The 26,538-nt window shown below is 67.3% G+C and carries 28 protein-coding genes, 1 tRNA gene and 1 other RNA gene; 19 read left to right on the forward strand and 11 right to left on the reverse strand.

The window, feature by feature from the left end:
* Nucleotides 1-2 precede the first annotated feature (2 nt).
* The 12 genes from ACFCYE_RS06875 to ACFCYE_RS06930 all read left to right on the forward strand — a co-directional run bounded on the left by ACFCYE_RS06875 (nt 3) and on the right by ACFCYE_RS06930 (nt 11,448).
* Nucleotides 3-2,723, forward strand: coding sequence for a DNA translocase FtsK (locus ACFCYE_RS06875; protein WP_376177476.1), 2,721 nt, complete (start codon nt 3-5; stop codon nt 2,721-2,723).
* Nucleotides 2,723-3,304, forward strand: coding sequence for a CDP-diacylglycerol--glycerol-3-phosphate 3-phosphatidyltransferase (pgsA, locus tag ACFCYE_RS06880; protein ID WP_376177477.1), 582 nt, complete (start codon nt 2,723-2,725; stop codon nt 3,302-3,304). Before ACFCYE_RS06875 ends, pgsA begins: the two co-directional genes overlap by 1 nt.
* Nucleotides 3,301-3,783, forward strand: coding sequence for a CinA family protein (locus ACFCYE_RS06885; protein ID WP_376177479.1), 483 nt, complete (start codon nt 3,301-3,303; stop codon nt 3,781-3,783). Before pgsA ends, ACFCYE_RS06885 begins: the two co-directional genes overlap by 4 nt.
* A gap of 162 nt (nt 3,784-3,945) precedes the next feature.
* The gene (locus tag ACFCYE_RS06890; RefSeq protein ID WP_376177480.1) at nt 3,946-4,254 is read left to right on the forward strand and encodes a helix-turn-helix domain-containing protein; all 309 of its coding nucleotides are present in this window, start codon (nt 3,946-3,948) and stop codon (nt 4,252-4,254) included.
* Nucleotides 4,255-4,273: 19 nt separating this feature from the next.
* A complete protein-coding gene (locus tag ACFCYE_RS06895; protein WP_376177481.1) occupies nt 4,274-4,498 on the forward strand; it encodes a DUF3046 domain-containing protein in 225 nt (74 codons plus the stop codon).
* Between the two features lie 274 nt (nt 4,499-4,772).
* A complete protein-coding gene (recA, locus tag ACFCYE_RS06900) occupies nt 4,773-5,822 on the forward strand; it encodes a recombinase RecA (protein WP_376177482.1) in 1,050 nt (349 codons plus the stop codon).
* Nucleotides 5,822-6,676: a regulatory protein RecX gene (locus ACFCYE_RS06905; RefSeq protein WP_376177484.1), complete on the forward strand. Its 855-nt coding sequence runs from the start codon at nt 5,822-5,824 to the stop codon at nt 6,674-6,676. The genes recA and ACFCYE_RS06905 overlap by 1 nt, the downstream gene beginning before the upstream one ends.
* Nucleotides 6,677-6,724: 48 nt before the next feature.
* Entirely contained in the window at nt 6,725-8,275 is a 1,551-nt protein-coding gene (gene miaB / locus ACFCYE_RS06910; RefSeq protein WP_376177486.1) for a tRNA (N6-isopentenyl adenosine(37)-C2)-methylthiotransferase MiaB, read from the forward strand.
* 121 nt (nt 8,276-8,396) lie between these two features.
* Nucleotides 8,397-9,305 (forward strand): tRNA (adenosine(37)-N6)-dimethylallyltransferase MiaA, encoded by a 909-nt coding sequence (gene miaA / locus ACFCYE_RS06915; protein ID WP_376177487.1) that lies wholly within the window; start codon nt 8,397-8,399, stop codon nt 9,303-9,305.
* A complete protein-coding gene (locus tag ACFCYE_RS06920) occupies nt 9,302-9,832 on the forward strand; it encodes a dihydrofolate reductase family protein (RefSeq protein ID WP_376177489.1) in 531 nt (176 codons plus the stop codon). Before miaA ends, ACFCYE_RS06920 begins: the two co-directional genes overlap by 4 nt.
* Nucleotides 9,833-9,894: 62 nt before the next feature.
* On the forward strand, nt 9,895-10,767 hold the full coding sequence (gene dapF / locus ACFCYE_RS06925; protein WP_376177490.1) for a diaminopimelate epimerase: 873 nt from the start codon (nt 9,895-9,897) through the stop codon (nt 10,765-10,767).
* Nucleotides 10,768-10,782: 15 nt separating this feature from the next.
* Nucleotides 10,783-11,448: an HAD family hydrolase gene (locus ACFCYE_RS06930; RefSeq protein WP_376177492.1), complete on the forward strand. Its 666-nt coding sequence runs from the start codon at nt 10,783-10,785 to the stop codon at nt 11,446-11,448.
* Between the two features lie 41 nt (nt 11,449-11,489).
* On the opposite strand, the gene ACFCYE_RS06935 is transcribed toward ACFCYE_RS06930, so the two are convergent.
* Nucleotides 11,490-12,131 (reverse strand): class I SAM-dependent methyltransferase, encoded by a 642-nt coding sequence (locus ACFCYE_RS06935; RefSeq protein WP_376177493.1) that lies wholly within the window; start codon nt 12,129-12,131, stop codon nt 11,490-11,492.
* 71 nt (nt 12,132-12,202) lie between these two features.
* Here ACFCYE_RS06935 and hflX point away from each other — a divergent pair, with 71 nt between their 5' ends.
* Nucleotides 12,203-13,714: a GTPase HflX gene (gene hflX, locus ACFCYE_RS06940; RefSeq protein WP_376177494.1), complete on the forward strand. Its 1,512-nt coding sequence runs from the start codon at nt 12,203-12,205 to the stop codon at nt 13,712-13,714.
* Nucleotides 13,715-13,747: 33 nt separating this feature from the next.
* Here hflX and ACFCYE_RS06945 read toward each other — a convergent pair whose 3' ends face one another.
* On the reverse strand, nt 13,748-14,413 hold the full coding sequence (locus ACFCYE_RS06945) for an SIMPL domain-containing protein (RefSeq protein WP_376177496.1): 666 nt from the start codon (nt 14,411-14,413) through the stop codon (nt 13,748-13,750).
* 130 nt (nt 14,414-14,543) lie between these two features.
* Between ACFCYE_RS06945 and ssrA the strand changes: the two genes are divergently transcribed.
* Nucleotides 14,544-14,913, forward strand: a transfer-messenger RNA (tmRNA) gene (ssrA, locus tag ACFCYE_RS06950).
* A 79-nt stretch (nt 14,914-14,992) separates the two neighbouring features.
* Here the strand turns inward: ssrA and ACFCYE_RS06955 are convergent.
* Nucleotides 14,993-15,559, reverse strand: a complete 567-nt coding sequence (locus ACFCYE_RS06955) for a hypothetical protein (RefSeq protein WP_376178142.1) — start codon at nt 15,557-15,559, stop codon at nt 14,993-14,995.
* A 22-nt stretch (nt 15,560-15,581) separates the two neighbouring features.
* Nucleotides 15,582-16,385, reverse strand: coding sequence for an inositol monophosphatase family protein (locus ACFCYE_RS06960; protein ID WP_376177497.1), 804 nt, complete (start codon nt 16,383-16,385; stop codon nt 15,582-15,584).
* A gap of 141 nt (nt 16,386-16,526) precedes the next feature.
* Here ACFCYE_RS06960 and ACFCYE_RS06965 point away from each other — a divergent pair.
* A tRNA-Lys gene (locus ACFCYE_RS06965) sits at nt 16,527-16,599 on the forward strand.
* 88 nt (nt 16,600-16,687) lie between these two features.
* Nucleotides 16,688-17,803, forward strand: coding sequence for a PQQ-dependent sugar dehydrogenase (locus tag ACFCYE_RS06970; RefSeq protein ID WP_376177499.1), 1,116 nt, complete (start codon nt 16,688-16,690; stop codon nt 17,801-17,803).
* Nucleotides 17,804-17,863: 60 nt separating this feature from the next.
* On the opposite strand, the gene ACFCYE_RS06975 is transcribed toward ACFCYE_RS06970, so the two are convergent.
* The 6 genes from ACFCYE_RS06975 to ACFCYE_RS07000 all read right to left on the reverse strand — a co-directional run bounded on the left by ACFCYE_RS06975 (nt 17,864) and on the right by ACFCYE_RS07000 (nt 23,317).
* Nucleotides 17,864-19,537 carry an MDR family MFS transporter gene (locus ACFCYE_RS06975; protein ID WP_376177500.1) on the reverse strand — a complete coding sequence of 558 codons (1,674 nt, stop codon included), beginning with the start codon at nt 19,535-19,537 and terminating at the stop codon, nt 17,864-17,866.
* Nucleotides 19,537-20,148 carry a TetR/AcrR family transcriptional regulator gene (locus tag ACFCYE_RS06980; protein WP_376177501.1) on the reverse strand — a complete coding sequence of 204 codons (612 nt, stop codon included), beginning with the start codon at nt 20,146-20,148 and terminating at the stop codon, nt 19,537-19,539. Before ACFCYE_RS06980 ends, ACFCYE_RS06975 begins: the two co-directional genes overlap by 1 nt.
* A gap of 151 nt (nt 20,149-20,299) precedes the next feature.
* Complete coding sequence (locus ACFCYE_RS06985; RefSeq protein WP_376177503.1) at nt 20,300-20,782, reverse strand: YbaK/EbsC family protein; 483 nt, start codon at nt 20,780-20,782, stop codon at nt 20,300-20,302.
* Between the two features lie 37 nt (nt 20,783-20,819).
* Entirely contained in the window at nt 20,820-22,052 is a 1,233-nt protein-coding gene (locus tag ACFCYE_RS06990) for an MFS transporter (protein ID WP_376177504.1), read from the reverse strand.
* A complete protein-coding gene (locus tag ACFCYE_RS06995) occupies nt 22,049-22,495 on the reverse strand; it encodes a MarR family winged helix-turn-helix transcriptional regulator (RefSeq protein ID WP_376177506.1) in 447 nt (148 codons plus the stop codon). The genes ACFCYE_RS06990 and ACFCYE_RS06995 overlap by 4 nt, the downstream gene beginning before the upstream one ends.
* A 39-nt stretch (nt 22,496-22,534) precedes the next feature.
* Nucleotides 22,535-23,317 (reverse strand): IclR family transcriptional regulator, encoded by a 783-nt coding sequence (locus tag ACFCYE_RS07000; protein ID WP_376177508.1) that lies wholly within the window; start codon nt 23,315-23,317, stop codon nt 22,535-22,537.
* 102 nt (nt 23,318-23,419) lie between these two features.
* On the opposite strand from ACFCYE_RS07000, the gene ACFCYE_RS07005 reads away from it, so the two are divergent.
* From ACFCYE_RS07005 to ACFCYE_RS07015, 3 genes are read left to right on the forward strand one after another with little or no spacing between them, the layout of a single operon-like run.
* A complete protein-coding gene (locus ACFCYE_RS07005) occupies nt 23,420-24,205 on the forward strand; it encodes a CoA transferase subunit A (RefSeq protein ID WP_376177509.1) in 786 nt (261 codons plus the stop codon).
* A 1-nt stretch (nt 24,206) separates the two neighbouring features.
* Entirely contained in the window at nt 24,207-24,860 is a 654-nt protein-coding gene (locus ACFCYE_RS07010; RefSeq protein ID WP_376177510.1) for a CoA transferase subunit B, read from the forward strand.
* Nucleotides 24,857-26,035, forward strand: coding sequence for an acetyl-CoA C-acyltransferase (locus tag ACFCYE_RS07015; protein WP_376177512.1), 1,179 nt, complete (start codon nt 24,857-24,859; stop codon nt 26,033-26,035). The genes ACFCYE_RS07010 and ACFCYE_RS07015 overlap by 4 nt, the downstream gene beginning before the upstream one ends.
* Before the next feature lie 60 nt (nt 26,036-26,095).
* Here ACFCYE_RS07015 and ACFCYE_RS07020 read toward each other — a convergent pair whose 3' ends face one another.
* A complete protein-coding gene (locus ACFCYE_RS07020) occupies nt 26,096-26,392 on the reverse strand; it encodes a hypothetical protein (RefSeq protein ID WP_376177513.1) in 297 nt (98 codons plus the stop codon).
* Between the last annotated feature and the right edge of the window lie 146 nt (nt 26,393-26,538).

Below are 26,538 nucleotides of genomic sequence, written 5' to 3' on the forward strand. Positions count from 1 at the left end.
ACATGGCCAGGAGTACCACGAAGACCCCGCGCGCGTCCGAGAGCGCTTCGGCGCGCTCGAAGCGGCAGACGGGATCGCGGTCGTCGTCGAAGGCCGCACCGGCGCCGAAGAAGTACATCGACGACGCCGACAAGCCGCCCATCGTCATTCGCGCCTGGACGGGCCTGGCGCACGGCGTCGGAGGTCTGTTCCGCGCCTTCGGCCCTGAGACGCTCGAGAAGGACGACCGCCGCGACGGCTTCCCGCTGTTCCTCGTGCTCCTGGCGTGCCTCGGGGCCGTCGACGAGTGGTTCTTCATCGGCAATGAGGTCGCTCAGACCATCAGCGCGTACACCGTCGGCGGGCTCGTGGGCCGAACGGCGTTCCTCATGCCGGTTCTCCTGCTCCTGCTGGCGGGTTGGCTGTTCCGGCATCCTTCGTCCGTGCACGACAACGGCCGCATCGGCATCGGCTTCGCTCTGATGGTGCTGTCGATCGCCGGAATCTGCCACGTCGCGGGAGACCGGCCGCAGCCCAGGGATGGGATGCCGGCGCTGAGCGCCTCCGGCGGTCTGTTCGGATGGATGCTGGGCGAACCTCTGGCCTTCCTGTCGCCGATCGTCGCCTACGTGGTACTGAGCCTGCTCATCGTGCTCAGCATCCTGATCCTCACCAAGACCCCGCCGAACCGCATCGGTCAGCGTCTCGGAGACCTCTACGCCTGGATGTTCGACGCGGAGCGACCGGAGAAGGCCACGAAGGAGCTCCCGGCCGTCGACGACGCGGACAAGACCGATGACCCGGATGTGCTCCCGTGGTGGCGCAGGAACAAGACGGGCCGCGAAGAGGACCCTGATCCTTCCGCCGGGTCGCAGGACATCACCGAGCTGCTCTCGACGCAGACGGCTCCGACCAGGGCGACCCCTGCCTACGATCAGGCTGTCGTCGTCGCCGACCCGCAGGATGCCGCGACCGAAGTGCTCACCGACGTCGAGGCGCTCACTGCGATGCTCTCCGAGCAGCAGTCGACCGCTCTGATGGACGACAGCGGAGACACCGGGGAGCAGCCGGAGCTCCCCGGGCTCGACGGCTTCGGCACAGAGGGATCCGGTGACCGCGGGCGTCAGGCGCCGGTGGCGCCGTACCACCTGCCGCCCGCCTCCGTGCTCGCCGAGGGCCCGCCGCCCGTCGTGCGCTCCGAGGCGACAGACCGCGTGATCGAGCAGATCACGAGCGTGCTGACGCAGTTCAAGGTGGATGCCAAGGTGACCGGCTTCTCGCGAGGTCCGACGGTGACCCAGTACGAGGTCGAGGTCGGACACGGAGTCAAGGTCGAGAAGATCACTCAGCTCGCCAACAACATCTCCTATGCCGTCGCCTCGAATGACGTGCGCATCCTCTCGCCGATCCCCGGCAAGAGCGCGATCGGCATCGAGATCCCGAATGCCGACAAGGAGATGGTGGCGCTCGGCGACGTGCTCCGCTCGTCGGCGGCGCAGAAGAGCACCCACCCGATGACGATCGGCGTCGGCAAGGATGTCGGCGGCAACATCGTCGTCGCCAACCTGGCCAAGATGCCTCACCTCCTGGTCGCCGGTTCCACGGGATCCGGTAAGTCCAGCTTCGTCAACTCGATGATCACGAGCCTGCTCATGCGCGCCAAGCCCGCCGACGTGCGGATGGTGCTCATCGACCCGAAGCGGGTGGAACTCACCAGCTATGCCGGTGTGCCGCACCTGATCACTCCGATCATCACGAACCCCAAGAAGGCCGCAGAGGCGCTGCAGTGGGTCGTGAAGGAGATGGACATGCGGTACGACGACCTCGCGTCGTTCGGTTTCCGCCACATCGACGACTTCAACCGCGCCGTGCGCGCCGGCGAGGTAGAGGTCCCCGTCGGCAGCGAGCGGGTGCTCAAGCCGTATCCCTACCTGCTGGTGGTCGTCGACGAGCTCGCCGACCTCATGATGGTCGCACCGCGCGACGTGGAGGACTCGATCGTCCGCATCACGCAGCTCGCCCGCGCGTCCGGCATCCACCTGGTGCTGGCGACGCAGCGACCGAGCGTGGACGTCGTCACCGGGCTCATCAAGGCGAACGTGCCCTCGCGCCTCGCTTTCGCCGTGACGAGCGTCACAGACAGCCGCGTGATCCTCGACTCTCCTGGTGCTGACAAGCTGATCGGTCAGGGTGACGCGTTGTTCTCGCCGATGGGATCCTCCAAGCCGTTCCGGCTGCAAGGCGCGTGGGTCAATGAGAGCGAGATCGACGCGGTCGTCAAGCATGTGACGGCGCAGGCGCGTCCCGAGTACCGTCCTGATGTCGCGGAGGCGGTGGAGGGGAAGAAGAAGGAGATCGACGAGGACATCGGCGACGACCTCGAGGTTCTGCTCGCCGCCGCCGAGCTCGTCGTCTCGTCCCAGTTCGGATCCACTTCCATGCTGCAGCGGAAGCTGCGCGTCGGCTTCGCCAAGGCAGGGCGCCTCATGGACCTGCTGGAGTCGCGCGAGATCGTCGGACCGTCCGAGGGATCCAAAGCGCGGGACGTGCTGGTGACGGCCGAGCAGCTCCCCGAGGTGCTCGCGCATATCCGAGGCGACGAGCCGCCGGCATCCGCGTCGAACACCGCGGCTGCCCCCACGCAGTCACCGGAGTACGATCCGGTCGAAGAGCAGTTCCGCGGACTGCCCGTCGAGGAGGCCGAGGGCGACGAAGACGCCTGGGGCCTGACGGGTCGCGACTGATGGCCATCCCGCGGCAGCTGCCGAATGCGATCACGATCGCGCGCATCCCGCTCGCTGCGGTGTTCTTCGTTCTGCTCCTGCTCGGCGGCACGTACGGGGCCGGCGATATCGTCATGCGGTGGATCGCCGGCGTTCTCTTCGTGATCGCGATCTCGACGGACTGGGTCGATGGATATCTGGCACGCAGGTACGACATCGTCAGCGACTTCGGGAAGCTCTGGGATCCGATCGCGGACAAGCTTCTCACCGGTGCCGGTTTCGTCGGCCTCGCCATCCTCGGTGAATGGCCGTGGTGGATCGTGGTCATCATCCTGATCCGGGAGTGGGGCATCACCGTGCATCGCTTCGTCGTCGCGAAGCAGCACATCGTCGCCGCCGCATGGATGGGCAAGGTCAAGACGGCGCTGCAGGGCGTGACTCTGGGCTGGTGGCTGCTGCCTCTGCACGAGTTCATCGGAATGGATTGGTGGACAGGCATCGGCACCGTGCTGATGTACGCGACGCTGGTGCTCACGGTGCTCAGCGGGGTCGACTACGTCATCGCGCAGATGCGGGGCTCACGTTCGGCAGGCCGATCGTGAGCAGCGCCGCCGACCTGGTCGCCCTGTTGAGCGAGCGCGGGTGGACGCTGGGCATCGCGGAATCGCTGACCGGGGGAGCGGTGAGTTCGGCGGTGGTGGCAGTGCCTGGAGCCTCGGTGGTCCTCAACGGGGCGGTGGTCTCCTACGCGACGCCCGTGAAGCACACGTTGCTCGGGGTGGACGGCGATCTGCTCGACGAGCACGGTCCAGTGCATCCGCGTGTGGCGGAGCAGATGGCCGACGGCGTGCGCGCCGCCGTCGCAGTGGATGGCCGCAACGCCGACGTCGGCGTCGCGACCACCGGTATCGCCGGCCCGGCGTCCCCGGACGGCCAACCAGTCGGAACTGTTCACATCGGGATCGCGACCCCGGCCGGAACCCGTTCGGTCGCCTTCCGATTCGGCGGTGATCGAGAGGAGATCCGTCGCCAGTCCGTCGACGCCGCGATCTCGACGGCCCTTCGCACCCTTCAGGAATAGGGCGAGCGGTTCGTCGGTTGTTTCTGATGTGCTGAATGCCCAGGATGCCGTGCTCACAACTGAACCACAGAATGAAAAGCTAGATTTTTCCACAGCTGGTCGGGTTAGACTGGCGATCCGCTCGGCGTCGACCTCGACGACCGGGAACGAAAGGAGGTTCCGATGATTCTTGTACGCCAGGAGATCGGCGATGTGCTGAGGGACTTCCGCCTTCAGAAGGGGCGCACGCTCCGTCAGGTGGCCAGCAAGGCCTCCGTCGCGCTCGGCTACCTCAGTGAGGTGGAGCGCGGCCAGAAGGAAGCTTCGAGCGAGATCCTCGCCTCAGTGGCCGAGGCGCTCGACGTTCCCATCTCCACCATCATGCGCGAGGTCGGTGACCGCATCTCGGTGATCGAGGGTCTGCAGGTGTTCCCGGACGTCGTTCCGGACGACCTGGTGGCCTCGATGGAGACCCAGCTCTCGCTGCACTGATTCCGGACACGGCTGTTCGATGCGACGAAGTGAGTTCTTGCGTGCCGTGGATGCCGAATTCGGCGCGCGTTCGGCGACTCTGGTGAATGATCTTGTGCTCGGGCAGATCGGCTCGCGCACAGCATCGGAGGCCCTTGCGTCGGGGGTGCCACCGCGCGAGATCTGGCTCGCGCTCTGTGCGGAGACCGACGTTCCTGTCGAGCGCCGCCACGGCGCCGGGCGGCTGGAGCCCCGCCGGCGCTGACCTGCGTTGCGTCCGCACGCTCTGGCGTAACGATCTTCGATAGCCGGATCGGCGTGTCGTCGAAGATGTGTTCGAGATGGGCGTATCGTTCTGCACAAGTGGTGATCAGCCCCTTGTTGTCCACAGTTCCGGGGACCCTGCGACGCGATGTCGTAGGCCCCGCCTACCGTGGGGGACATGGCCGAAAGCCATACGCCTTGTCGGAGAGTCAACCCAGCCAGGGAAGGCCGCGACAGCCTACAGGCGGCAACAGTGCGAGCAGAAGGAGCACGTCATGCCATCACCCGCAGACCGCGAGAAGGCCCTCGAATCGGCCCTCGCCCAGATCGACCGCCAGTTCGGGAAGGGCTCGGTCATGCGACTGGGCAGCGACGATCGTGCCCCGGTCGAGGTCGTCCCCACCGGCTCCATCGCACTGGACGTCGCCCTCGGCGTCGGTGGCCTGCCGCGCGGACGGATCATCGAGATCTACGGCCCTGAGTCCTCCGGTAAGACGACGCTGACCCTTCACGCGATCGCGAACGTGCAGCGCGCAGGCGGTATCGCGGCGTTCATCGACGCAGAGCATGCGCTCGACCCGGACTACGCCAAGAAGCTCGGCGTCGACATCGACGCGCTCCTGGTGTCGCAGCCCGACACCGGGGAACAGGCACTGGAGATCGCAGACATGCTCGTGCGCTCCGGCGCGATCGACCTCGTCGTGATCGACTCCGTCGCAGCGCTCGTGCCCCGCGCGGAGATCGAAGGCGAGATGGGCGATTCGCACGTCGGTCTTCAGGCACGTCTGATGTCGCAGGCACTCCGCAAGCTCACCGGTGGTCTGAATCAGACCAACACGACCATGATCTTCATCAACCAGTTGCGTGAGAAGATCGGCGTCTTCTTCGGCTCGCCCGAGACCACGGCCGGTGGTAAGGCGCTGAAGTTCTACGCCTCCGTGCGACTGGACATCCGTCGTATCGAGACGCTGAAGGACGGTACCGAGGCGGTCGGAAACCGTACGCGTGTCAAGGTCGTCAAGAACAAGATGGCCCCGCCGTTCAAGCAGGCCGAGTTCGACATCCTCTACGGCATCGGCATTTCGCGCGAGGGCAGCCTGATCGACTTCGGCGTGGAGCACGGCATCGTCAAGAAGTCCGGCTCCTGGTACACCTACGACGGAGACCAGCTCGGTCAGGGCAAGGAGAACGCTCGCACGTTCCTCATCAACAACCCCGACATCGCGCTCACGATCGAGACGCAGATCAAGCAGAAGCTCGGCATCGGTGGTGCCGCGGCCGCGCCTGAGGCTGCGGACGAACTCGCTCAGCGTCGTCCTGCCTGATGACCGGTGAGAACGGGGGCGAGGAGAGCCTCGCCCCCGTGATCCCGCTCTTCGGCCGTACCGCGCCGACGACCGGACCTCGTCGGTCGGCGGACGCCGTGGCTGACCCTGGTGCCGCCGCGTCTTTCCCCGGAGCGGCCACTTCTGCAGCGGGGCGCTCCGGCGATGACGGCGCCTGGCACCCGACATGGGCGACAGCCGGAGACGATGCAGGTGTCGGTACGCCGAGCGTGAATCACCCCGCATACGGTGCGGAGGCTCGTGCGACGCCGAAACTCAGAGCGCTGCGCCCGCACGAGGATGCTGGATCCGAGGGAGAGGTTCTGGATCCCGACGGCATTCGTGAGAAGGCCGAAGAGCTGTTGGTGCGCAAGCTGCGGGCGCGTTCCCTCTCGATCTCCGAGGCGCGCACGGTGCTGAGGGGTTATGAGCTCCAGGGGCAGCGCGTCGACGCCGCGCAGATCGACGATGTCATCGACGACTTCTGCCGCCGAGGCTATCTCGATGACGCGATTCTCGCGGGTCACCTCGTCACCTCCGGTGTCGAGCGCAAAGGTCAGGGGCGGGTCGCGCTCAGCCGCGCTCTCGCTCAGCGAGGCATTCCGCGTGATGTCATCGACGCGGCTCTCGACGAGCTTCCGGATGATGACGCGGAGCGCGCGTTGGAGTTCGCCCGCACCAAGGCGCGGTCGTTGTCTCGGCTCGACAACGACACGGCGCTGCGGCGTCTGGTCGGACAGCTCGCGCGCCGCGGCTACAACGGCGCGGTGGCGATGAACGCGGCCAAAGCGGCGCTGGCGGAATCAGGTTCCGGGGCATCGGGGGGCGGCGTGCGGTTCGTCGACTCCGACTGATCCGCCGCGGGCGCTGCGTCGATCGGTCGCTCGTACAATGGGATGATCATGACTATTCCGCGCAGCGAACCGACAATCATCGCGCCGTCCTCTGCTGCCGTCGACGTCGACGGCCGGCAGCGCTCCTACGAGGTGCGCACGTTCGGATGCCAGATGAACGTGCACGACTCCGAGCGACTCTCCGGGTCGCTCGAGAGCGCCGGGTACATCAAAGCCCCCGCAGGGGAAGAGGCCGACGTCGTCATCATCAACACCTGCGCCGTCCGCGACAACGCGGCGGGCAAGCTGTACGGCACGCTCGGACATCTGAAGAGCCGCAAGGACAAGCGCGAAGGGATGCAGATCGCCGTCGGCGGGTGCCTCGCGCAGATGGACAAGGACGCTGTGCTCGACAAGGCGCCCTGGGTCGACGTCGTCTTCGGTACCCACAACATGGGCTCGCTTCCCGGCCTTCTCGAGCGAGCACGCCACAACGGCGACGCCGAGCTCGAGATCCTGGAGTCCCTCGAGATCTTCCCCTCGACGCTCCCCACCAAACGGGATTCGGCGCACAGCGGCTGGGTGTCGATCTCGGTCGGCTGCAACAACACCTGCACGTTCTGCATCGTCCCGAGCCTTCGCGGCAAGGAGAAGGACCGTCGGCCAGGTGACATCCTGAACGAGATCCGGCTGCTCGTCGAAGACGGCGCGATCGAGGTCACCTTGCTGGGTCAGAATGTGAACTCCTATGGGGTCGAGTTCGGCGACCGACAGGCGTTCGGCAAACTGCTGCGTGCTGCGGGCGAGATCAACGGGCTGGAGCGCATCCGCTTCACGAGCCCGCACCCGGCCGCCTTCACAGACGACGTGATCGATGCGATGGCCGAAACGCCGGCTGTGATGCCCCAGCTGCACATGCCGCTGCAATCCGGCAGCGACCGCGTCCTCAAGGCCATGCGTCGCTCGTACCGGAGCGAGAAGTTCCTCGGCATCCTCGACCGCGTGCGCGATCGGATTCCGAACGCCGCGATCTCCACCGACATCATCGTCGGTTTCCCCGGGGAGACGGACGAGGACTTCGAGGACACGATGCGCGTCGTGGAACAGGCGCGTTTCGCGAATGCGTTCACCTTCCAGTACTCGATCCGCGAGGGCACGCCCGCCGCGACCATGGAGGACCAGGTTCCCAAGGAGATCGTGCAGGAGCGCTACAACCGCCTGCTCGCCCTGCAGGAGCGGATCTCGCTGGAGGAGAACCAGAACCAGGTCGGCCGCGAGGTCGAGGTGCTGGTCTCGGTCGGCGAGGGCAAGAAGGATGCGGAGACGCACCGCCTGACCGGGCGCGCCGAGGACAACCGCCTCGTGCACTTCGAGGTGACCGAGGGATCAGAGATCCCGCGTCCCGGCGACGTCGTGACCGTCACGATCACGCACGGAGCACCGTTCCATCTGCTCGCGGACGACTCCACGGGCGCACCGCTGAAGATCCGCCGCACGCGCGGCGGAGACGCGTGGGACCGCGCACAGGCCGAGTCGTGCGGCGTACCGGCGTCGACGGGCGCCTCCGGCACCGCAGGCGCCGTGTCGCTGGGTCTGCCGACACTGCGCGTCGGGGTGTGACCAGGCTGCCTGGCCGTCGAGACCCCACGCTGCCGGCGCGACCCCGTCTTGTCGGCGCGAATGCGACGAGGTCTCGCTGCCACGACGGGGTCTCGCCGGCGGGCGCGCGGCGGTTCGCCCAATGAGCGCGCGGTTGTGGGCGGTCGTCGGGTCGACAGGTACGGGAAAGACCGACCTCGCGCTCCGGCTCGCCGCGGAGCTGCGGAGTCGGGGCAACCCCGCCGAGATCGTCAACGCCGACGCCATGCAGCTTTACCGGGGCATGGACATCGGTACAGCGAAGTTGCCGCTCGAGGAGCGCCGCGGCATCCCGCACCATCTCTTCGATGTGCGGGAGGTGACCGAAGAGGCCGCTGTGGCCTGGTATCAGCCGCTGGCCCGTTCCGTGATCGCGGACATCCATGCCCGAGGCGGAGACGCGATCCTCATCGGCGGATCGGGACTGTACGTGTCGAGCGTTATCTTCGACTTCCGGTTCCCGCCCAGAGACGCCGTGGTACGAGAACGTCTGGAGAGTGAGCTCGAGGCGGGGGGAGCGGGCGCGCTGTACGCGCGTCTTCAGACCCTGGATGCCGCGACGGCTGCGCGCGTGGATCCGAAGAACGGCAGAAGGATCGTGCGCGCGCTGGAGGTTCTCGAGCAGGGCGAGACCACCCACGGCGCGGCGCTGCCGGAACAGCCGGTGCTGTGGCGACAGGACACCCGGATTCTCGGGGTGCACGTCGAGCGTGCCGAGCTGGTGGAGCGCTTGGATCGCCGGGTCGAGCGGATGTGGGCGCAGGGGATGCTCGACGAGGTCGCCGCGCTGCGTGCGCGTGGACTCGAGGACGGCGTCACCGCACGCAGGGCGATCGGCTATGCCCAGGCGCTCGCGCAGCTGAGGGGCGACATGACGCAGGCCGAGGCGATCGCCGAGACGCAGGCGTTGACCCGTCGATACGCGCGGCGCCAGGTGTCGTGGTTCAAGCGATATCCCGGAATCGACTGGGTCTCGCCGATGTCCGAGGCCACTGGCATCCTGGGGTCATGACCACCCACTACTTCACCGCCAGCAGCCTCGACGGCTTCATCGCGACGCCGGAGCATTCGCTCGAGTGGCTGCTCAAGCAGGACTTCGACGAGGAAGGTCCCATGGCCTACCCCGTGTTCATCGAGACGATCGGCGCACTGGCGATGGGGTCGTCCACCTACGAGTGGGTCATGCGCAACGAAGAGGGTCGGTGGGGCTATACCCAGCCGACCTGGGTCTTCACGCATCGCGAGTTGGCCGCGCCCGATGCCGGGGACGTCCGTTTCACTCAGTCCGACGTGCGCGAGGTGCACGCCGAGATGGTCGAGGCTGCGGGTGGCAAGGATCTCTGGATCGTCGGCGGGGGAGACCTGGCCGGTCAGTTCGCGGATGCCGGGCTTCTCGACGAAGTCTGGCTGCAGTACGCGCCGGTGACCCTCGGCGCCGGCGCACCGGTTCTGCCTCGGACGCTCGACCTCGAACTCGTCGAGTTCGCGCGCAACAAGAGCTTCCTCTGCGGTCGGTATCGGGTGCAGTCGTCCCAATAGGCTGTCGAGGTGGCACGCACCTGATCACCGATTGACCTCTCGACGGTCAATAGACTGGACCCATGGTCGCATTCACCAAGGGTCACGGTACGGGCAACGACTTCGTCATCATCGCCGACCCTGACGGCGAGCTCGAACTGAGCGCCGAGCAGGTCGCCGCCATCTGCGACCGGCACTTCGGCATCGGCGCCGACGGCGTGCTGCGTGTCGTGCGCTCGAACGCCATCGCGGAGGGCACCGCGTCGCTGGCGGAGGAGCCTGCTGCGGAGTGGTTCATGGACTACCGCAACGCGGACGGTTCGATCGCCGAGATGTGCGGCAATGGCATCCGCGTGTTCGCGCATTACCTGGTCCGCGCAGGACTCGCGTCGATCGAGCCCGGATCGACGCTGCCGATCGGCACGCGTGCCGGCGTACGCGACGTCACGCGCAGTGAGACCGGATATCAGGTGGACCTCGGGCGCTGGAAGCTGTCCGGAGTCGACCCTCTCGCCCGCGTGCGGGGGCTCGACGTGGCCCGCCCCGGCCTCGGCATCGACGTCGGAAATCCGCACGTCGTCGTGGCGATCGCATCCGAGCAGGAACTGGCCTCGCTCGAACTCGAGTATGCGCCGATCCTGGACCCGCAGCCGCCCGCCGGTGCGAACATCGAGTTCGTCGTTCCCGGTGAGCCGCTGGTGCGGGACGGCATCGGGCACGTGTCGATGCGCGTCTTCGAGCGCGGTGTCGGCGAGACGCTCAGCTGTGGCACCGGCGTCGCAGCGACGGCTCTCGCCGTACGGCACTGGGCCGGCGAGCGGGCGCCGGACAACTGGCGCGTCGAGGTCCCCGGAGGGACGCTCGGCGTTCGAATGTTCCCTGCGGAGGACGGCGAGCACGTCGCGCTTTCCGGCCCTGCACAACTCGTCTTCCGGGGCGAGATCGACCTCGCCTGATCAACGGATCGGGTGGTGGACGTGCAGCCGATCGAGCTGGTGATCTTCGACTGCGACGGCGTGCTCGTCGACAGCGAGCGCCTGTCCGTGCGCATCGATCGCCACGTTCTCGCCGACCTGGGATGGAATCTCAGCGAAGACGACATCGTGCATCGCTTCGTCGGGCGCTCAGCGGCCCATTTCCGCGCAGACGTCGAAGCCCATCTGGGGCATCCCCTTCCTGACGACTGGGAGGCCCCGTACCAGCATCTGTACGATGAGGCGTTCGAGCGCGACCTCGAGCCTGTGGACGGGATCGTCGCGGCGCTGGAGCGCATCGCGGCGGTCACGGCGACGTGCGTCGCGTCCAGCGGCTCTCATGCGAAGATTCGCCGCACCCTCGGGGTGACGGGGCTGCTGCCGGATTTCGAAGGCCGGATCTTCAGCGCCTCCGAGGTCGCCGAAGGCAAACCGGCTCCCGACCTCTTCCTGCACGCCGCGGCTCGCATGGGCGCTTCGCCCGCGCGGTGCGTCGTCATCGAGGACAGCAGGTTCGGGGTCGCCGCTGCGCGCGCGGCCGGTATGCGCTCTTTCGGATACTCGGGCGGCATAACGCCATGTCATTGGCTGGAAGGGGAAGGCACGACCGTCTTCGACGACATGAAGCGTCTCCCCGATCTGCTCGGCATAGCGGGGCGATAAGGAGCCTCAGCAGGCGCCGGATCCGCCGAAGGCGCGAGCCCTCAGCCGATGTCGATCGGCTCGGTCGGCGGCGTGCCGTGCTTTCGCACCTTGAGCACTCGGTATCCCTTGCCCGTCGCCGCGCGGAACACGCTGTAGCCCGGGTGGAAGGTCGCCGCCATCCAGCGCTGCAGGGAATCGGCGCCCAGATTGCGCTGCACGACCAGCCAGGCGTCGCTGCGCTCGTCGAGTCGGGGAATCCACTGTTCGAGCATGTCGTGCAGGATGTCCTTGCCGACTCTGATCGGCGGATTCGAACGGATCGTGCGGAACGTCACGTCGGCGGGAACATCCTCGGGGCGAACGGCGTTGACATTGTCGAGGCCCAACGCTCGGGCATTGCGTCGAACAAGATCGAGCGCCCGCTCGTTGACGTCGACGGCCCACACCGTCGCATGCGGTGCCAGCATCGCCATCGTGAGGCTGATGGGTCCCCATCCGGCTCCGAGGTCGAGAAAATCCCCACCGGGTGGAACGGGTGGCATGTTGGCGAAGAGGACTGCAGTGCCGGCATCCAGCCGCTCGGGGCTGAAAACACCCCCAGCTGTCGTCACCGTGACCGGCCGACCGGCCAGTGTCACATCGATGGTGCGCAGATTCTCGGGGCTTGCCGGGGCCGCAGTGAAGTAATGGTCGGACCCCATAGAGGTGAGCGTACCGGACGGTGGGGGTTAAGGTTAAGGCGCTCCACGTGAGAAACAGAGAACAGGGACGGATGACGGAAACCACCAACGACAAGCGCACGGACGAGACGGTCGATCGCGTCCTGGCGAACGCCGAACAGCGCACTGAAGCGCACGTGTTCGGAGCCGCACAGGCGATCCAGGATGCCGCGACAGCGACCCACACCGACGCCGACGGCGCCCAGTGGGACCTCGAGGACCGCCACGCGCTGCGTCGCGTAGCCGGACTCTCCACCGAGCTCGAGGACGTCACAGAGGTCGAGTACCGTCAGCTGCGGCTCGAGAACGTCGTGCTCGTCGGCGTGTACCCGCAGGGCGCGCAGGAGGACGCGGAGAACTCGCTGCGCGAGCTCGCCGCCCTCGCGGAGACGGCTGGTGCCGTCGTGCTCGACGGTCTGCTGCAGCGCCGTCCGCACCCCGACCCCGCCACCTACGTCGGACGCGGCAAGGCGCAGGAGCTGAAGGGCATCGTCGCCGCCACCGGCGTAGACACCGTCATCGCCGACACCGAACTCGCGCCCAGTCAGCGGCGCGCGCTCGAGGACGTCGTCAAGGTCAAGGTCATCGATCGCACCACCGTGATCCTCGACATCTTCAGCCAGCACGCCAAGAGTCGCGAGGGCAAGGCCCAGGTCGAACTCGCGCAGCTCGAGTACCTGCTTCCGCGCCTGCGAGGCTGGGGTGACTCGATGAGCCGTCAGGCCGGTGGCCAGGTCGGCGCCGGTGGCGCCGGTATGGGATCGCGCGGCCCCGGTGAGACGAAGATCGAACTGGACCGTCGCCGCATCCGCACCAAGATGGCCTTGCTTCGTCGTCAGATCCGCGACTTCGCGCCGGCCCGCGAGGCCAAGCGCGCCGAGCGCAAGCGCAATACGATTCCCTCGGTTGCGATCGCGGGATACACGAACGCGGGCAAGTCGAGCCTGCTGAACGCGCTCACCAGCGCAGGTGTGCTCGTCGAGAACGCCCTGTTCGCGACGCTGGATGCCACCGTGCGCCGCACCGAGACCGCGGACGGCCGCGTATTCACGCTGACGGACACGGTCGGGTTCGTGCGCAACCTGCCGCATCAGCTCGTCGAGGCATTCCGTTCGACGCTGGAGGAGGTCGGCGAAGCCGACGTCGTGCTCCACGTCGTCGACGGGTCTCACCCTGACCCCGCGGGTCAGCTGCAGACGGTCCGCGACGTGCTGGGCGACGTCGGCGTGCGCGACATGCCGGAGATCGTCGTCTTCAACAAGGCCGACCTCATCGACGAGGACGAGCGGCTCGTGCTGCGCGGCCTCGTTCCCCGCGCTCACTTCGTCTCATCGCGATCGGGCGAGGGCATCCCCGAGCTGCGCGCCGCCGTCGAAGAGGCGCTGCCGAAGCCGGCGGCCGAGATCCACGCGCTCGTGCCCTATGACCGGGGCGATCTGGTCGCTGCGATCCACGAGACGGGCATGCTGCTGTCATCCGAGCACGGCGAGCATGGCACGATCGTGCACGCACGCGTCTCGGAGCGTCTCGCGGCGGAACTCGCCCCGTTCTCCGTCACGAACTGACCCGGGTCGGGCGCGAGCCGGACTCGCGCCCGATCAGCCCGCGCTGAAGCGCGCCTCGACGGTGGCCGAGACGACGATCTCGTCCGGCTCGTATTCCATCGACGGCCCGGAGTCTGCCGCGGCGAAGGCCGCGCCGCGGGCTTTGAGTGCGGTGAGCTGAGGGGCCTGCTGCCCGCTGGAGATCAATCCGACGTCCGCGATCTCCAGCGGAATCACGGTGGAGCGCCCGAGGGCGCCCGCATAGGCCTCGGCTCGCGCGACGGCGACGCCGACGGCATCGGCGGCCACCTCGCGTTCGACCCGCGCTCGGGTCTCGGGGGTGAGGTGCCAGTCGATCCAGCCCATCTCGACACCATCCCAGGCGGAGACATCGGACACCCAGATCGACAGCTCGGATGCCTCGGTGAACGTGGCGGTGAAATCCACCGCGGCGTAGTAGACGGGGGAGAGGCGCTTGCCCTCGCTGCTCCAGGGGCGCTCGGCACGGACCGAGAGACGCTGGCTGGCCCAGTCGTGAACAGTTCCGGCATCCGATCGCTCGGCGAGCCCGGTCCGAAGCGGCTCAGCCAGGCGAAGGACCTGATCGACCACGGCCGCCCTGTCCGCCCCCTCGGCGCGCACGGACAGCCGGATCGTGGCGCGTTCCGGGGCGATATGCGCCTCGCTCTGGCCCCGCACTGTGATGATGACGTCGCTCATGCGATGACTCTACGCGAGGGTCGGGAATGGCGTCCCCGGCCGATACGTTGTAGTCTGAGATGCTCGGGTGTTCCGGCATCCGATTGGTAATTTCACAGTGCGACAGCGGTCCCTTCGCAAGAAGGTCCACGGGGCTGATCGGTTTCGACAGCGCCTGTGAATCCACGAGAAGCGGGCCGAGGATGCAGGGTTATCTCGTGAACGCTCCCTGCAAAACAATAGTTGCCGAAACAAAGCGCAACGACTTCGCCCTCGCTGCATAAGCGAGCCCGATAGTCCGTCAGGCCGTATGTGATTCCGATACGGATCCTGGCGTCATCTAGGAATCTTGCTGCGTGATGGCGTCTGGACGTCACGCGGGACTCTTCCCAGGCTGGGCTTGTCGACTTAGGTGTCTGTGACAAAGGTCGGAGCCGAGGAGAACGTCTGCACAGACTGCGCCCGGAGAAGGCGTGGAGACTCAGCGTTGGACGGGGGTTCGATTCCCCCCAGCTCCACCGAACCGCTGTCGCGAAGCAAGAGGTCCGCCTCCCGTGTTCTCACGGGAGGCGGACCTCTTCGTCTTTCACCACTGCGCGGTCACGGCCAGTTGATCAGGACCAGGCTCTGCTTCGTGTCGGCGAAACGCACCCAGCCATCGCCGAACAGGTATGTCATGCCGTACCCGTTCTCGTCGACACCCATAGCCGACCCGGCTGGTTCCGTGAAGTAGAGTGCGCCGTCTTCGTCCTCGCGCTTCCACCCCTGCGCGATCAGTTCGCTTTGCGCAGCGGCAGCCTGATCCGTCGTCAGCTCACCCCAGGCGAAGAACTGGCCGTGGTCGGATGCCTCCTCCCAATTCGCCCAGGAGCAGTGGATGCCGTTCTCGACGGCGGTCTCGCCGATGCGGAACTCGGACTGCTTCGCGCTCCATCCGAGCTCGGTGAGGGTGTTGACGTATCCGTCGGCGATGAGGGTCTCGCAGGTGGGAGCCGCCGCGGGCTCCGGCTCGCCGGTCGGCTCGTTGACGACCGGTGCGGTCGTCTCGGCGGCGGGCGGCGGGGTGGCCGCCTGGGGCTCGACAGGCGTCGGAGCCTGTGCGCACGCGGCGAGAGTCACGACGAGCAGAAGGGCGGCGGCTGCGGCGAGGGGGATGCGGGGGATCATCACGGGCCTTGTCGGGTGGGCGTCAGTCGGAAGGGTGCAGGAGCTCGAGGAACGCATCGTGCAGCACCCCGTTGGTGGCGAGTGTCGAAAGCGCTGACAGCGTCTCGACTCCGTCGTAGGAGGTCATGCGTCCGCCTGCCTCGCGCACGATCGGCACGGCGGCGGCGATGTCGTATTCCTTCACGTCGAACTCGGCGACCATGTCGATGCGGCCTTCGGCCAGCAGCATGTACGCGTAGATGTCACCGTAGGCGCGGTCGCGCCAGACGCGCGCCGCGAGGCGGATGAGGTCGTCGAGCTTTCCGGCATCCGCCCACTGCCCGATGCTCTGGAAGCTGACGCTGGCATCGTCGAGGGCGTCCACGGATGAGACGCGCAGCTCGCGCGGTTCTGCTGCGGTGCCCGTCCAGGCGCCCAGCCCCGAGGCCGCCCACCAGCGGCGTCCGAGCGCCGGCATGCTGACGACGCCCACCTGTGGCACGCCGTCGATCGCGAGCGCGATCATGGTGCCCCACAGCGGCACACCCCGCAGGAAGTTCGCCGTGCCGTCGATCGGATCGATGATCCACTGGCGGTGCGTTGAGCCCTCCGTGCCGTACTCCTCGCCGAGGATGCCGTCGTCGGAACGCTCGGCCGCGAGGATGCCGCGGATCGCACGCTCTGTGGCCAGGTCGGCGTCCGTGACATGGGATCGGTCCGCCTTGCGGGAGACCTCGAGATCGGCGGCGTCGAAACGCGGCAGGGACTGCTCATCGGCGGCCTGCGCGAGACGGAGGGCGAGTTCGAGATCGCCCCGGAGATCGGCGGCAGAAACGGAGTCGGTCACCCCCTCAGAATAGTCGTCAGGGTGCGGCCGAGTCCGGCGCGGGCGGGCTCTTCACAGGCTCTCCCTAGCCATGTCGGCCTCGATTTCATTTGCGGGCGACAACCTGGTAACGTAATTCCTCGGCCGGGGAAGACCGGCAACGCACCTCTAGCTCAATCGGCAGAGCAACTGACTCTTAATCAGTGGGTTCTGGGTTCAAGTCCCAGGGGGTGCACGGATCAGCCTCAGAAGACTCTCGCCAGTCATCTGGGGCTTTTCTGCTCTGTCAGCGCTTCGCCGAAAACGGCGGGAGGTTCTCGACGATGAAGATCATCAGACGCGTTCGACAGGTGCGGGTTTCCGGCGTCATCGCGCTCCTGGCCGTCATGATCGTCGCGGTGGGCTGCACCCCGGCCGTGGAGACCCGGACTCCGGCCACGCCGACGCATACGAGCGCTCCTGCGGACGGCGTCGCGGCGACTCCCGGACCCGTTTCGATCGTCGCCGACGGTCTGCACGTACCGTGGTCCCTCACGTTCCACGAGGATGCGGCACTGGTGAGCGAACGCGAGTCGGCGCGCATCCTCGAGATCGGCGGTGACGGCGCCCTGCGGGAGGTGGGCACCATCGCCGATGTGCAGCCGCGTGGTGAGGGAGGGCTCCTGGGCATCGCGGCTCACGACGGCCATCTGTACGTGTATCTCACCGCCGAGCAGGAGAACCGTATCGATCGCTACGAGTTGACCGGTCGTGCGGGTGAACTCGGACTCGGCTCCGCGGAGACGCTCGTCGCCGGAATCGAGGCGGGGACGAACCACAACGGCGGGCGCATCGCCTTCGGTCCGGACGGCATGCTCTACGTGACGACGGGAGACGCCGGGAACCGCTCCGCCGCTCAGGATCTGGACTCCCTCTCGGGAAAGATCCTCCGCATCACACCGGACGGGGCGATCCCGGACGACAACCCGTTCGCCGGATCCGCCGTGTACAGCTATGGTCACCGCAATCCTCAGGGGCTCACCTGGGACGAGGACGGTCTGCTGTACGCGAGCGAGTTCGGGCAGGACACCTGGGACGAGCTCAACCTCATCGAGCCCGGCGGCAACTACGGATGGCCGGATGCCGAAGGCGCGGCGGATCTATCGGGACGGATCGATCCGCTCGCGCAGTGGGCGCCGGCGGACGCCAGCCCGAGTGGCATCGCGATCGTCGAAGACACCGTCTTCGTCGCCAACCTGCGTGGCGAGCGACTGCGCGAAGTCCCGCTGTCCGACTCTGCGGCCTCCATGGACCGTTTCGTCGGTGAATACGGGCGACTGCGGGACGTCGTCGTCGCCCCGGATGGCGCACTCTGGGTGATCACGAACAACACCGACGGTCGCGGAGACCCGCACACAGATGATGACCGAGTCATCCGCATTCCGCTCGCAGGCTCGTGAGATCGACGCACGGGCCCACCGTCTCATTCGACGGTGGGCCCGGTGGCGGATCGTTCGCGGTCAGCGCGCGACGGGCACGGTCCCGGTGTCGTCGCTGACGGCATCCGAGCCCGAAGCGGTGGCGGCGCCCGCGCCACCGCCGCGCAGCTCGGCCTCCAGCCGCTCCGCCTCGTCGCCGCCGATCGCTTCCCCTCGTGCGACGAGGCCCGCCTGGTCCGACAGCGGGATCTGCTTGAGGAACAGCGAGAGCACGAGCGCCAGCAGGACGAACGGGATGAGGTACCAGAACACCGGCGCCAGGGCATCCGCGTAGGCCGTCACGATGCCGTCGCGGACTTCATCAGGCAGAGTGCTCAGAGTCGCCGGGTCGATCGTGGACGCGGCCTGCGACGCGGCATCCGGTGATGCTCCTGCCTCGGCGAACACGCCCAGCAGGTTCTCTGTGAGCCTGGTCGTGAAGATCGTTCCGAAAACCGCGGTGCCCAGCGACGCGCCGACCTCGCGGAAATAGTTGTTCGTGCTCGTGGCCGTGCCGATCTCGCTCGCGGGGACGGCGTTCTGCACGACCAGGACGACGACCTGCATGATGAGGCCGAGTCCTGCGCCGAAGAAGAACAGGAAGACGCAGATGAGCCAGATCGGTGTCGATGCGGAGAGCGTGGTGAACGCGGCCATGGCCAGACCGGTGATGATCGTGCCGAGAATCGGGTAGATCTTGTACTTCCCGGTCTTGGAGATCGCAATTCCCGACCCGATCGATGTGCCCATCAGGCCGACCATCATGGGGATCATGAGCAGACCGGATGCCGCGGCCGACGTGCCGGAGGACATCTGCAGGAACGTGGGGACGAACCCGATCGCGGCGAACATGCCGATGCCGAGGACCAGCCCGATCGCGGTCGCGTTCACGAAGATCGGATTGCGGAACAGGCTCAGCGGGATGATCGGGTCCTGCACGCGCGATTCGGTGACGACGAAGGCGGTCGCAGCGACCACGAGTCCGGCGCCCCACGCCCAGGTGGCGAGCGAGTCCCATCCGAACTCCTTGTCGCCGCCGAAGTCGGTGAAGAAGATGAGGCACGTCGTGGCGATCGACAGGAAGATCACTCCGAGGATGTCGATCGGCTTGTCGGCCTTCTTGCTCGGCAGCTTCAGCGCGACGAGCGCGATGATGAAGGCGGCGATGCCGACCGGGATGTTGATGTAGAACGCCCACTGCCAGGTCATGTGGTCGACGAAGAAGCCGCCGAGCAGCGGCCCGGCCACGGCAGACAGGCCGAACACGGCGCCGAGCGGGCCCATGTACTTTCCGCGTTCGTTCGCCGGCACGATGTCGGCGATGATCGCCTGTGACAGGATCATCAATCCACCGCCGCCGAGGCCCTGCATCGCGCGGAAGACGACGAACATCCAGAAGTCGGTGGCGAAGGCGCATCCGACAGAGGCCAGAGTGAACAGGGCGATCGCGACGAGGAAGAGGTTGCGCCGACCGAGCACGTCGCCGAACTTGCCGTAGATGGGCATGACGATCGTGGTGGCGAGCAGATAGGCGGTCGTGATCCAGACCTGATGGTCCACGCCGCCGAGCTGACCGACGATCGTGGGCATGGCGGTGGAGACGATCGTCTGATCGAGGCTGGACAGCAGCATGCCCGCGATGAGGGCGCTGAAGATGATCCAGATGCGCCGCTTCGTGAGCAGGAAAGGCGCATCCGTGGTGGTGGTGGCGGACATCAGTCGGCTTTCTGTGACGAGGTCAGGGTGGAACGGGCGATCTCGAGTCTTCGGGTGAGGAGATCGTTGAAGGAATCGGGGGAGTGCCGGTGCAGCAGCTCGTCCAGGCAAAGCCTGACGAGCGCGCCGAACACCTGCACGATGACCTCAGCGTGGACGCGGGAGCCATCGGTGTCGCCGATACGACGCTGGATGAGTTCGACGTCCCTGCGCTCGTTCTCTGCGAGGTGCGCGAAAGCCGCCTTGAGCAACCGGGGCTCCTCCTCGACGATGGCGAGGACGGCCGGGGCCTCGGCGATCGGATCGAAGAGCGTCCAACGCCGAGTCAGCATCGCCGCGAAGTCGTCGACGATGTCTCCGCTCTGGGAGACGAAGTCCTCGGCGATCGCGTGCTCGGCGTCATCCATCAGAGCGAAGCCGAAGACGGCGTTCTCCTTGCTCTCGAAGTAGTTGAAGAACGTCCGGCGGGACACACCCACGTCGGCACACAGCTCCTCGACGGTGAAGCCGGCGAACCCATGGGCTGTCGTCAGTCGACGAGCGGCCTCGGTCAAGGCCCGAGCGGTCTCGCGCTTCCGCTGATCCCGCAATGAATCTGCACTATCGCTCATGAAATGCAAGTTTGCACTCTGAACCTAAGAGTGCACTGTGAGCTTCGAGCGCTGCATAAGCGCGGCGAGGTGCTGGGGCCGGGATGCAGCGGGTATCGAGGTCGTGGTCGAGCGAGAAGGTCGGTGTTCTCGTCGTCGACCGCGGTCACCGTCAGGCGACGGCGATGGCCTGCCCGCCCGTCAGGGCACGCAGCAGCTCGAAGGTCAGCGGCATCACGGTGTGCGGGTGACCGGCGGCGGCCCAGATCTCGGTGTGCACCTCGAGCGCCTCATCGACGTAGGTGCGCAGCCGAGCCGGATGCCCGACCGGCGCGACGCCGCCGATCGCCTGGCCGGTGGCCTCGCGGACGACGGATGCCGGGGCCATCGTGACCTCGCCGACGCCGATCTGCTGGGCCAGGATCGACGGGTCTGCCCGGTGGCCCCCGCTGGTCATGATCAGCACAGGCTCCCCATCGGCGACGAACACGAGGCTGTTCGCGATCGCGGCGACATCGCAGCCGATCGCTGCTGCGGCCTCCGGTGCCGTGCGGGCCGAGTCCGGCAGAACGCGGATCTCGACGTCGACGCCGGCATCCGCGAGGTGCTGGAGCACAAGGCGGGAGCGTTCGGGCAGGCGGGTCGCATCGCTCATACGGATACCGTACCCGCGGGGTGGCCGCCGCTGCGGCTCAGGCGGCGTCGCCGATCAGGATCGCCTCGGCATCCTCCGCCGCGGCATCCTCGGGCTCATCATCGATGTGTGCGAGCACGCGTCGGCCCAGGAAGATCGTCAATGTCGCGATGAGCACGGCGGCCGCGGCGAACAGGTAGGGGACCGTCGCGTTGAACTGGTGCCACAGCAGCGCGGCGACCGGGGGAGCGACCGCGCCGCCGATGAAACGAACCGACGAATATGCCGACGAGGCGACGGAGCGCGGCAGATCGGTCGCTTCCATCACTGCTTCGGTGAGGACGGTGTTCATGATGCCGAGAAGGAGTCCGCCGACGATGATGCAGGCGACCAGGAACGACGGGGTCTCCGCGACGAGACCGGCGACGATCAGATCCGTGGCGAGCAGCGGCAGGATCGTCAGGATGATCGTGGTGCGGCGCATCCGACGCATCATCCAGGGCGCCACCCAGACACTCGTGACCGCCAGCGCGAGGCCCCATCCGAAGAAGGTGAAGCCGATGCCCATGGCGCCGAAGCCGAGGGGGAACGGGGAGAAGGCCAGCAGAACGAAGAAGCCGATGTTGTAGAAGAATGCGGCCACAGCCAGGATCGCGAGCGCCGGGCGACCGAGCGCGCTGAACGGAGCGGAGAACGGCACCGGCTCGCGCTTCTCGGTACCGGGGCGCAGCAGGGTCAGCACCGCGATGAATCCGATCGCCATGAGGGCCACGACGCCGAAGAACGGGCCGCGCCAGCTGAGTTCGCCCAACAGGCCACCCAGCAACGGACCGATCGCGATGCCGAGCCCGAGCGCGGCCTCGTACAGCACGATGGCCGCTGCGCTCCCGCCGGACGCCGAGCCGACGATCGTCGCGAGCGCGGTGGAGATGAACAGAGCGTTGCCCAGACCCCACCCGGCGCGGAAACCGATGATCGCGTCCACGCTGCCGCTCAGTGCGCACGCGAGGGCGAAGGCGACGATCAGTGCGAGTCCGATGAGCAGCGTCGCTTTGGCGCCGATGCGGCTGGAGATCCAGCTCGTGATGAGCATCGCGAGGCCGGTGATCAGCAGGTAGCTGGTGAACAGCAGTTCGGTCTCGGTCGGGGTCGCCTCGAGCGACTCCGCGATCGCCGGGAGGATCGGGTCCACGAGTCCGATGCCCATGAACGCGACGACGCTGGCGAATGCCACCGCCCACACCTGCGCGGGCTGGTGCCATACGGATCCGGTCGCTTTCGCGGTGCTCATTCGCTGTCTCCTGTCTTCGTGCCTGTGGACGCGGCGGTGTGCGCCGCGAGGATCTCCGCTGCGCGGGACAGCACTTGCCAGTCCGCATCCTCGAGATCCACGAATCGTGGCTCGAGCGTCCTGCGGAACTCGGCACGCCACGCACGAACGGCCTCCTGTCCGGCTGTCGTGATGCTCACCACGGTGGCTCGCGAGTCGACCGGGTCGCCGGCGCGCGCGACGAGACCGGCCCGCTCGAGATCGCCGATCAGCCGTGTCATCCCTGGTTGCGTCGTTCGGGCCGTTCTCGCGAGAGCGCCGAGCCGGATGCCGCCTTCGCGCTCCAGGATGCTGAGTACGCGCCATTGCGCCGAGGGTGCCTCGTTCTTGGCATCCTGTGCCGCGATACGAGCCAGCGCGTGCGCCGACAACACGATGGAGGGGACGACGTCGGAACGATTCATACCGTCAAGTATATACCCGTTGGTATGCAACCTCCTCGGTTACCTCCGAGCATTGGCGATGCGCGATGACAGCTGATGCGCGTGCGCGAGAAGCGTCCGTCCGAGTTCGGCCATGCGGTCGGGGCCGAACCGGAACTCGACCCCGGTGAGGCTGAGCGCCCACTCCGGCCGCCCCTGTCGATCGAAGACCGCGGCCCCGATGCCCCAACTGCCCTCGACGATCAGCCCCGGGTTGATCGCATAACCGCGTTCCTTGGTTTCGCCGAGTCTGGTCCGCAGCTGCTTCTCCCGGTGCGAACGGCCCCAGCGATCGGCCAGGTCGGGGTGGCGATCGAGGTAGGCATCCACATCGTGGTCAGGGAGGAAAGCCAGGATCGCGAGTCCGGCACTGGCGACGCCGAGGGGGAAGCGCACGCCTTCGCTGAGGACGAACGAGCGGATGGGGAACGCTCCCTCCTCGCGCAGCAGGCAGACCGTCTCATCGGCGCGGCGCACCGAGAGGAACGCGCTCTCCTCGGTCTTCACTGCCAGCGAGCGGACGATGTCCCTGGCCAGTGCCGTGATGTCGTACCGTGCGGCTGCCACGGTGCCCATGAGATACAGCTCCGGCCCCGGCATCCATCGCGACGTCGCATCGTCCTGATCGACAAGACCCTCCGCGCGCAGCGCCGATAGCAGCCGATGGGCGGTGGACCGTGACAGCTCCGCCGCCCGTGCGAGTTCCTGAAGGCTGCCGCCCAGGTCGCCACTAGCGGTCACCAGTCTGAGCAGATGCGCGGCCCTTGCCACCGCCTGTGCACCGGGCACCGTCGTGGGTTCCACATAGTGGACGCTACCCGCGCATTCGACCACATGGCAAGCACCCCCCTTCAGAACCGGACGCGACAGGCGGATGCTGGAAGGACACCCACGAAGGAGTGATGAGTGATCGACAAGCAATGGGCTTCGGCGGCGGACGCCGTGGCAGACATCCCCGACGGCGCATCTCTGGCTGTCGGCGGCTTCGGGCTGTCCGGCAATCCGATCGCCCTCATCGAGGCGCTGCTGGAGCGGGGAACGACGGATCTCAGCGTCGTCAGCAACAACTGCGGCGTGGACGACTGGGGCCTCGGCGTCCTGCTCGGCGCTCGCCGCATCCGCAAGATGACCTCGTCCTACGTCGGTGAGAACAAGGAGTTCGAGCGGCAGTTCCTTTCCGGCGAACTCGAACTCGAACTCACACCACAGGGCACACTGGCCGAGAAGCTGCGCGCGGGCGGTTCGGGGATCGCGGCGTTCTATACGCAGACGGGCGTCGGAACGCAGGTCGCCGAGGGCGGACTGCCGCGCCGCTACAACTCGGACGGCACGATCGCTGTCGCCTCACCCCGCAAGGACGTGCGCACGTTCGACGTCGGAGGGGCACCGAAGGAATTCGTGCTCGAGGATGCCATCACGACCGATTTCTCGCTCGTGCACGCCGCGGCAGGCGACCGGCACGGCAATCTCGTGTTCACCAAGGCGGCCCGCAACTTCAATCCGCTCGCCGCGATGGCTGGGCGCATCTGCATCGCCCAGGTGGAGCAGCTCGTGGAACCGGGCGAGATCGACCCTGATCGCGTCCATCTCGCGGGAGTCTTCGTCCATCGCATCGTCGAGGTCGGCACGGACATCCCGAAGCGCATCGAGCGCCGCACCGTCACGGTTCCGGCTGCCGAGGAAGGAGCCTGACATGGCGTTGACCAGAGATCAGATGGCAGCGCGCGCCGCCGCCGAGCTGCAGGACGGCTCGTACGTCAACCTCGGAATCGGCCTGCCGACGCTCGTACCGAACCACGTACCGGACGGCGTCACCGTCGTGCTGCAGTCCGAGAACGGGATCCTCGGCGTCGGCCCGTACCCGACGGAGGATGCCGTCGACCCCGACCTCATCAACGCCGGGAAGGAGACCGTCACGGTGCTGCCAGGATCCGCGTTCTTCGATTCGGCGACCAGCTTCGGCATGATCCGCGGCGGCAAGATCGACGCCGCGATCCTCGGCGCCATGCAGGTCTCGGCATCCGGTGATCTGGCCAACTGGATGATCCCGGGGAAGATGGTCAAGGGGCCCGGAGGCGCCATGGACCTCGTCCACGGCGCGGGGCGCGTCATCGTGCTGATGGAGCACGTCGCCAAGGACGGCTCGGCCAAGATCGTGAACGAATGCTCGCTGCCGCTGACGGGACGAGGGGTGGTGGATCGCATCATCACCGATCTCGCCGTCATCGACATCACTCAGGACGGGCTCGTGCTCGTCGAAACCGCGCCGGGCATCTCGGTGCAGGATGTCATCGACGCAACCGAACCGGCGCTCGTCATCTCACCGGACCTGAAGGAGCTCTCATGACCGACATCGTCATCGTCGCCGCAGCCCGGACCCCGCAGGGTCGACTCAAAGGGCAGCTCGCTTCGTTCACGGCTCCGCAGCTGGGGGCATTCGCGATCCGCGGCGCACTCGCGCAGGGTGCTGTGGACGCCGGCGACGTGGACGCCGTCATCGTCGGGCAGGTCCTGGCCGCAGGCTCCGGGCAGAACGCCGCACGTCAGGCGGCGATCGGCGCCGGCATCGGCTGGGACGTCCCGGCGCACTCCGTGAACAAGGTGTGTCTCTCCGGACTCACCGCGATCATCGACGCCGCGCGGATGATCCGCACGGGCGATGCGACCACCGTCGTGGCCGCCGGTATGGAATCGATGACCCGCGCGCCGCACCTGCTGATGGGCTCGAGGGACGGGTGGACCTACGGCAGCGTCGAGGTGCTCGACCACATGGCCTTCGACGGACTCACCGATGCGTACGACCGCGAGAGCATGGGCGCCTCCACCGAGCGTCACAATGCCAGGTACGAACTCACGAGGCAGGCGCAGGATGCGGTGGCGGCGGCGTCCCACCAGCGGGCCGCCGCAGCGCAGGATGCCGGGGTCTTCGAGGCGGAGATCGTGACGGTGGAGGTGCCCCAGCGTCGCCGAGAACCGATCGTGGTCTCGAAGGACGAGGGTGTGCGTCCGCAGACCACCGTCGAGACGCTCGCCGGGCTGCGCGCGGCTTTCGCCGACGGCGGCTCGATCACCGCGGGCAATTCCTCACAGATCTCCGACGGCGCTTCGGCGGTCGTCGTCACGACGCGGCAGAACGCCGACGCCCACGGCTGGACAGTGCTCGCGGTCGTCGGGGCGAGTGGACAGACGGCCGGCCCGGACAACTCCCTGCAGGCGCAGCCCGCACGAGCGATCGAGAAGGCGTGCGAGAAGCAGGGCATCACTCCGGCCGATCTCGATCTCGTCGAGATCAACGAGGCGTTCGGTGCGGTCGTCGCGCGGTCCCAGACCGAGCTGGGGGTCTCGAGCGACATCGTCAACATCCATGGCGGCGGCATCGCGATCGGGCATCCGATCGGCGCCAGCGGCAATCGCCTGGTCGTGCATCTCGCGCATGAGCTCGCGCGCCGGGGATCGGGGACGGTCGCCGTCGGGCTGTGCGGAGGCGGCGGTCAGGGGGAGGCGCTCATCCTGACGCTCTGACGCACCGAGGTGTCACCCGCCGGGCGAGGCCCGGACCTCACCCCGGAAGATGAGGGGCAGTCAGCGTCGGTCCTTCGCGTGATCCTGCGCGTCCGCGAGAGCCTTCTGCGACCGGAACTGCAGTCGTTGGGCCTTCTTCGCCTTCTTGACGGACTGGGGCGAGTCGGCATCGACCAGCACGCCGCGGCGCTCGCGGTTCATATCGACCACGGCTCCGACGGCGAGTGCCATCGTGATGCCCCAGCTGACCCAGGACAGCACCGCCCGCCAGGTCACAGGTTCCGCGCGTGTGCCGCGTAGCAGTGAGACACCAGCGGAGATCGCTGCGACAAGTCCGGTGCTGAAGAGGTAGCGCATGGCTCAACGGTAGTCGACGAGCTACGCGGGAAGGGGCCCCTGGTTTCGTTCAGGTGCTCGCGGGTAAGATGTGGTCGGCGCTTCGGCGTCCCAGTTGTGTATCTACCGGCCGTCGGCATCCCGGCGGAAAGCGGCGGCACCCGATC

It is taken from the genome of Microbacterium sp. NPDC056234 (genome assembly GCF_042267585.1).
Lineage (GTDB): Bacteria > Actinomycetota > Actinomycetes > Actinomycetales > Microbacteriaceae > Microbacterium.

What these genes read in the sequence shown, in the direction of transcription:
- ACFCYE_RS06875 (WP_376177476.1), top strand. Translation starts at nt 3, where the DNA reads ATGGCCAGGAGTACCACGAAGACCCCGCGCGCGTCCGAGAGCGCTTCG.
- pgsA (WP_376177477.1), top strand. Translation starts at nt 2,723, where the DNA reads ATGGCCATCCCGCGGCAGCTGCCGAATGCGATCACGATCGCGCGCATC.
- ACFCYE_RS06890 (WP_376177480.1), top strand. Translation starts at nt 3,946, where the DNA reads ATGATTCTTGTACGCCAGGAGATCGGCGATGTGCTGAGGGACTTCCGC.
- ACFCYE_RS06895 (WP_376177481.1), top strand. Translation starts at nt 4,274, where the DNA reads ATGCGACGAAGTGAGTTCTTGCGTGCCGTGGATGCCGAATTCGGCGCG.
- recA (WP_376177482.1), top strand. Translation starts at nt 4,773, where the DNA reads ATGCCATCACCCGCAGACCGCGAGAAGGCCCTCGAATCGGCCCTCGCC.
- ACFCYE_RS06905 (WP_376177484.1), top strand. Translation starts at nt 5,822, where the DNA reads ATGACCGGTGAGAACGGGGGCGAGGAGAGCCTCGCCCCCGTGATCCCG.
- miaB (WP_376177486.1), top strand. Translation starts at nt 6,725, where the DNA reads ATGACTATTCCGCGCAGCGAACCGACAATCATCGCGCCGTCCTCTGCT.
- miaA (WP_376177487.1), top strand. Translation starts at nt 8,397, where the DNA reads ATGAGCGCGCGGTTGTGGGCGGTCGTCGGGTCGACAGGTACGGGAAAG.
- ACFCYE_RS06920 (WP_376177489.1), top strand. Translation starts at nt 9,302, where the DNA reads ATGACCACCCACTACTTCACCGCCAGCAGCCTCGACGGCTTCATCGCG.
- dapF (WP_376177490.1), top strand. Translation starts at nt 9,895, where the DNA reads ATGGTCGCATTCACCAAGGGTCACGGTACGGGCAACGACTTCGTCATC.
- ACFCYE_RS06935 (WP_376177493.1), bottom strand. Translation starts at nt 12,131, where the DNA reads ATGGGGTCCGACCATTACTTCACTGCGGCCCCGGCAAGCCCCGAGAAT.
- hflX (WP_376177494.1), top strand. Translation starts at nt 12,203, where the DNA reads ATGACGGAAACCACCAACGACAAGCGCACGGACGAGACGGTCGATCGC.
- ACFCYE_RS06945 (WP_376177496.1), bottom strand. Translation starts at nt 14,413, where the DNA reads ATGAGCGACGTCATCATCACAGTGCGGGGCCAGAGCGAGGCGCATATC.
- ACFCYE_RS06955 (WP_376178142.1), bottom strand. Translation starts at nt 15,559, where the DNA reads ATGATCCCCCGCATCCCCCTCGCCGCAGCCGCCGCCCTTCTGCTCGTC.
- ACFCYE_RS06970 (WP_376177499.1), top strand. Translation starts at nt 16,688, where the DNA reads ATGAAGATCATCAGACGCGTTCGACAGGTGCGGGTTTCCGGCGTCATC.
- ACFCYE_RS06975 (WP_376177500.1), bottom strand. Translation starts at nt 19,537, where the DNA reads ATGTCCGCCACCACCACCACGGATGCGCCTTTCCTGCTCACGAAGCGG.
- ACFCYE_RS06980 (WP_376177501.1), bottom strand. Translation starts at nt 20,148, where the DNA reads ATGAGCGATAGTGCAGATTCATTGCGGGATCAGCGGAAGCGCGAGACC.
- ACFCYE_RS06985 (WP_376177503.1), bottom strand. Translation starts at nt 20,782, where the DNA reads ATGAGCGATGCGACCCGCCTGCCCGAACGCTCCCGCCTTGTGCTCCAG.
- ACFCYE_RS06990 (WP_376177504.1), bottom strand. Translation starts at nt 22,052, where the DNA reads ATGAGCACCGCGAAAGCGACCGGATCCGTATGGCACCAGCCCGCGCAG.
- ACFCYE_RS06995 (WP_376177506.1), bottom strand. Translation starts at nt 22,495, where the DNA reads ATGAATCGTTCCGACGTCGTCCCCTCCATCGTGTTGTCGGCGCACGCG.
- ACFCYE_RS07010 (WP_376177510.1), top strand. Translation starts at nt 24,207, where the DNA reads ATGGCGTTGACCAGAGATCAGATGGCAGCGCGCGCCGCCGCCGAGCTG.
- ACFCYE_RS07015 (WP_376177512.1), top strand. Translation starts at nt 24,857, where the DNA reads ATGACCGACATCGTCATCGTCGCCGCAGCCCGGACCCCGCAGGGTCGA.
- ACFCYE_RS07020 (WP_376177513.1), bottom strand. Translation starts at nt 26,392, where the DNA reads ATGCGCTACCTCTTCAGCACCGGACTTGTCGCAGCGATCTCCGCTGGT.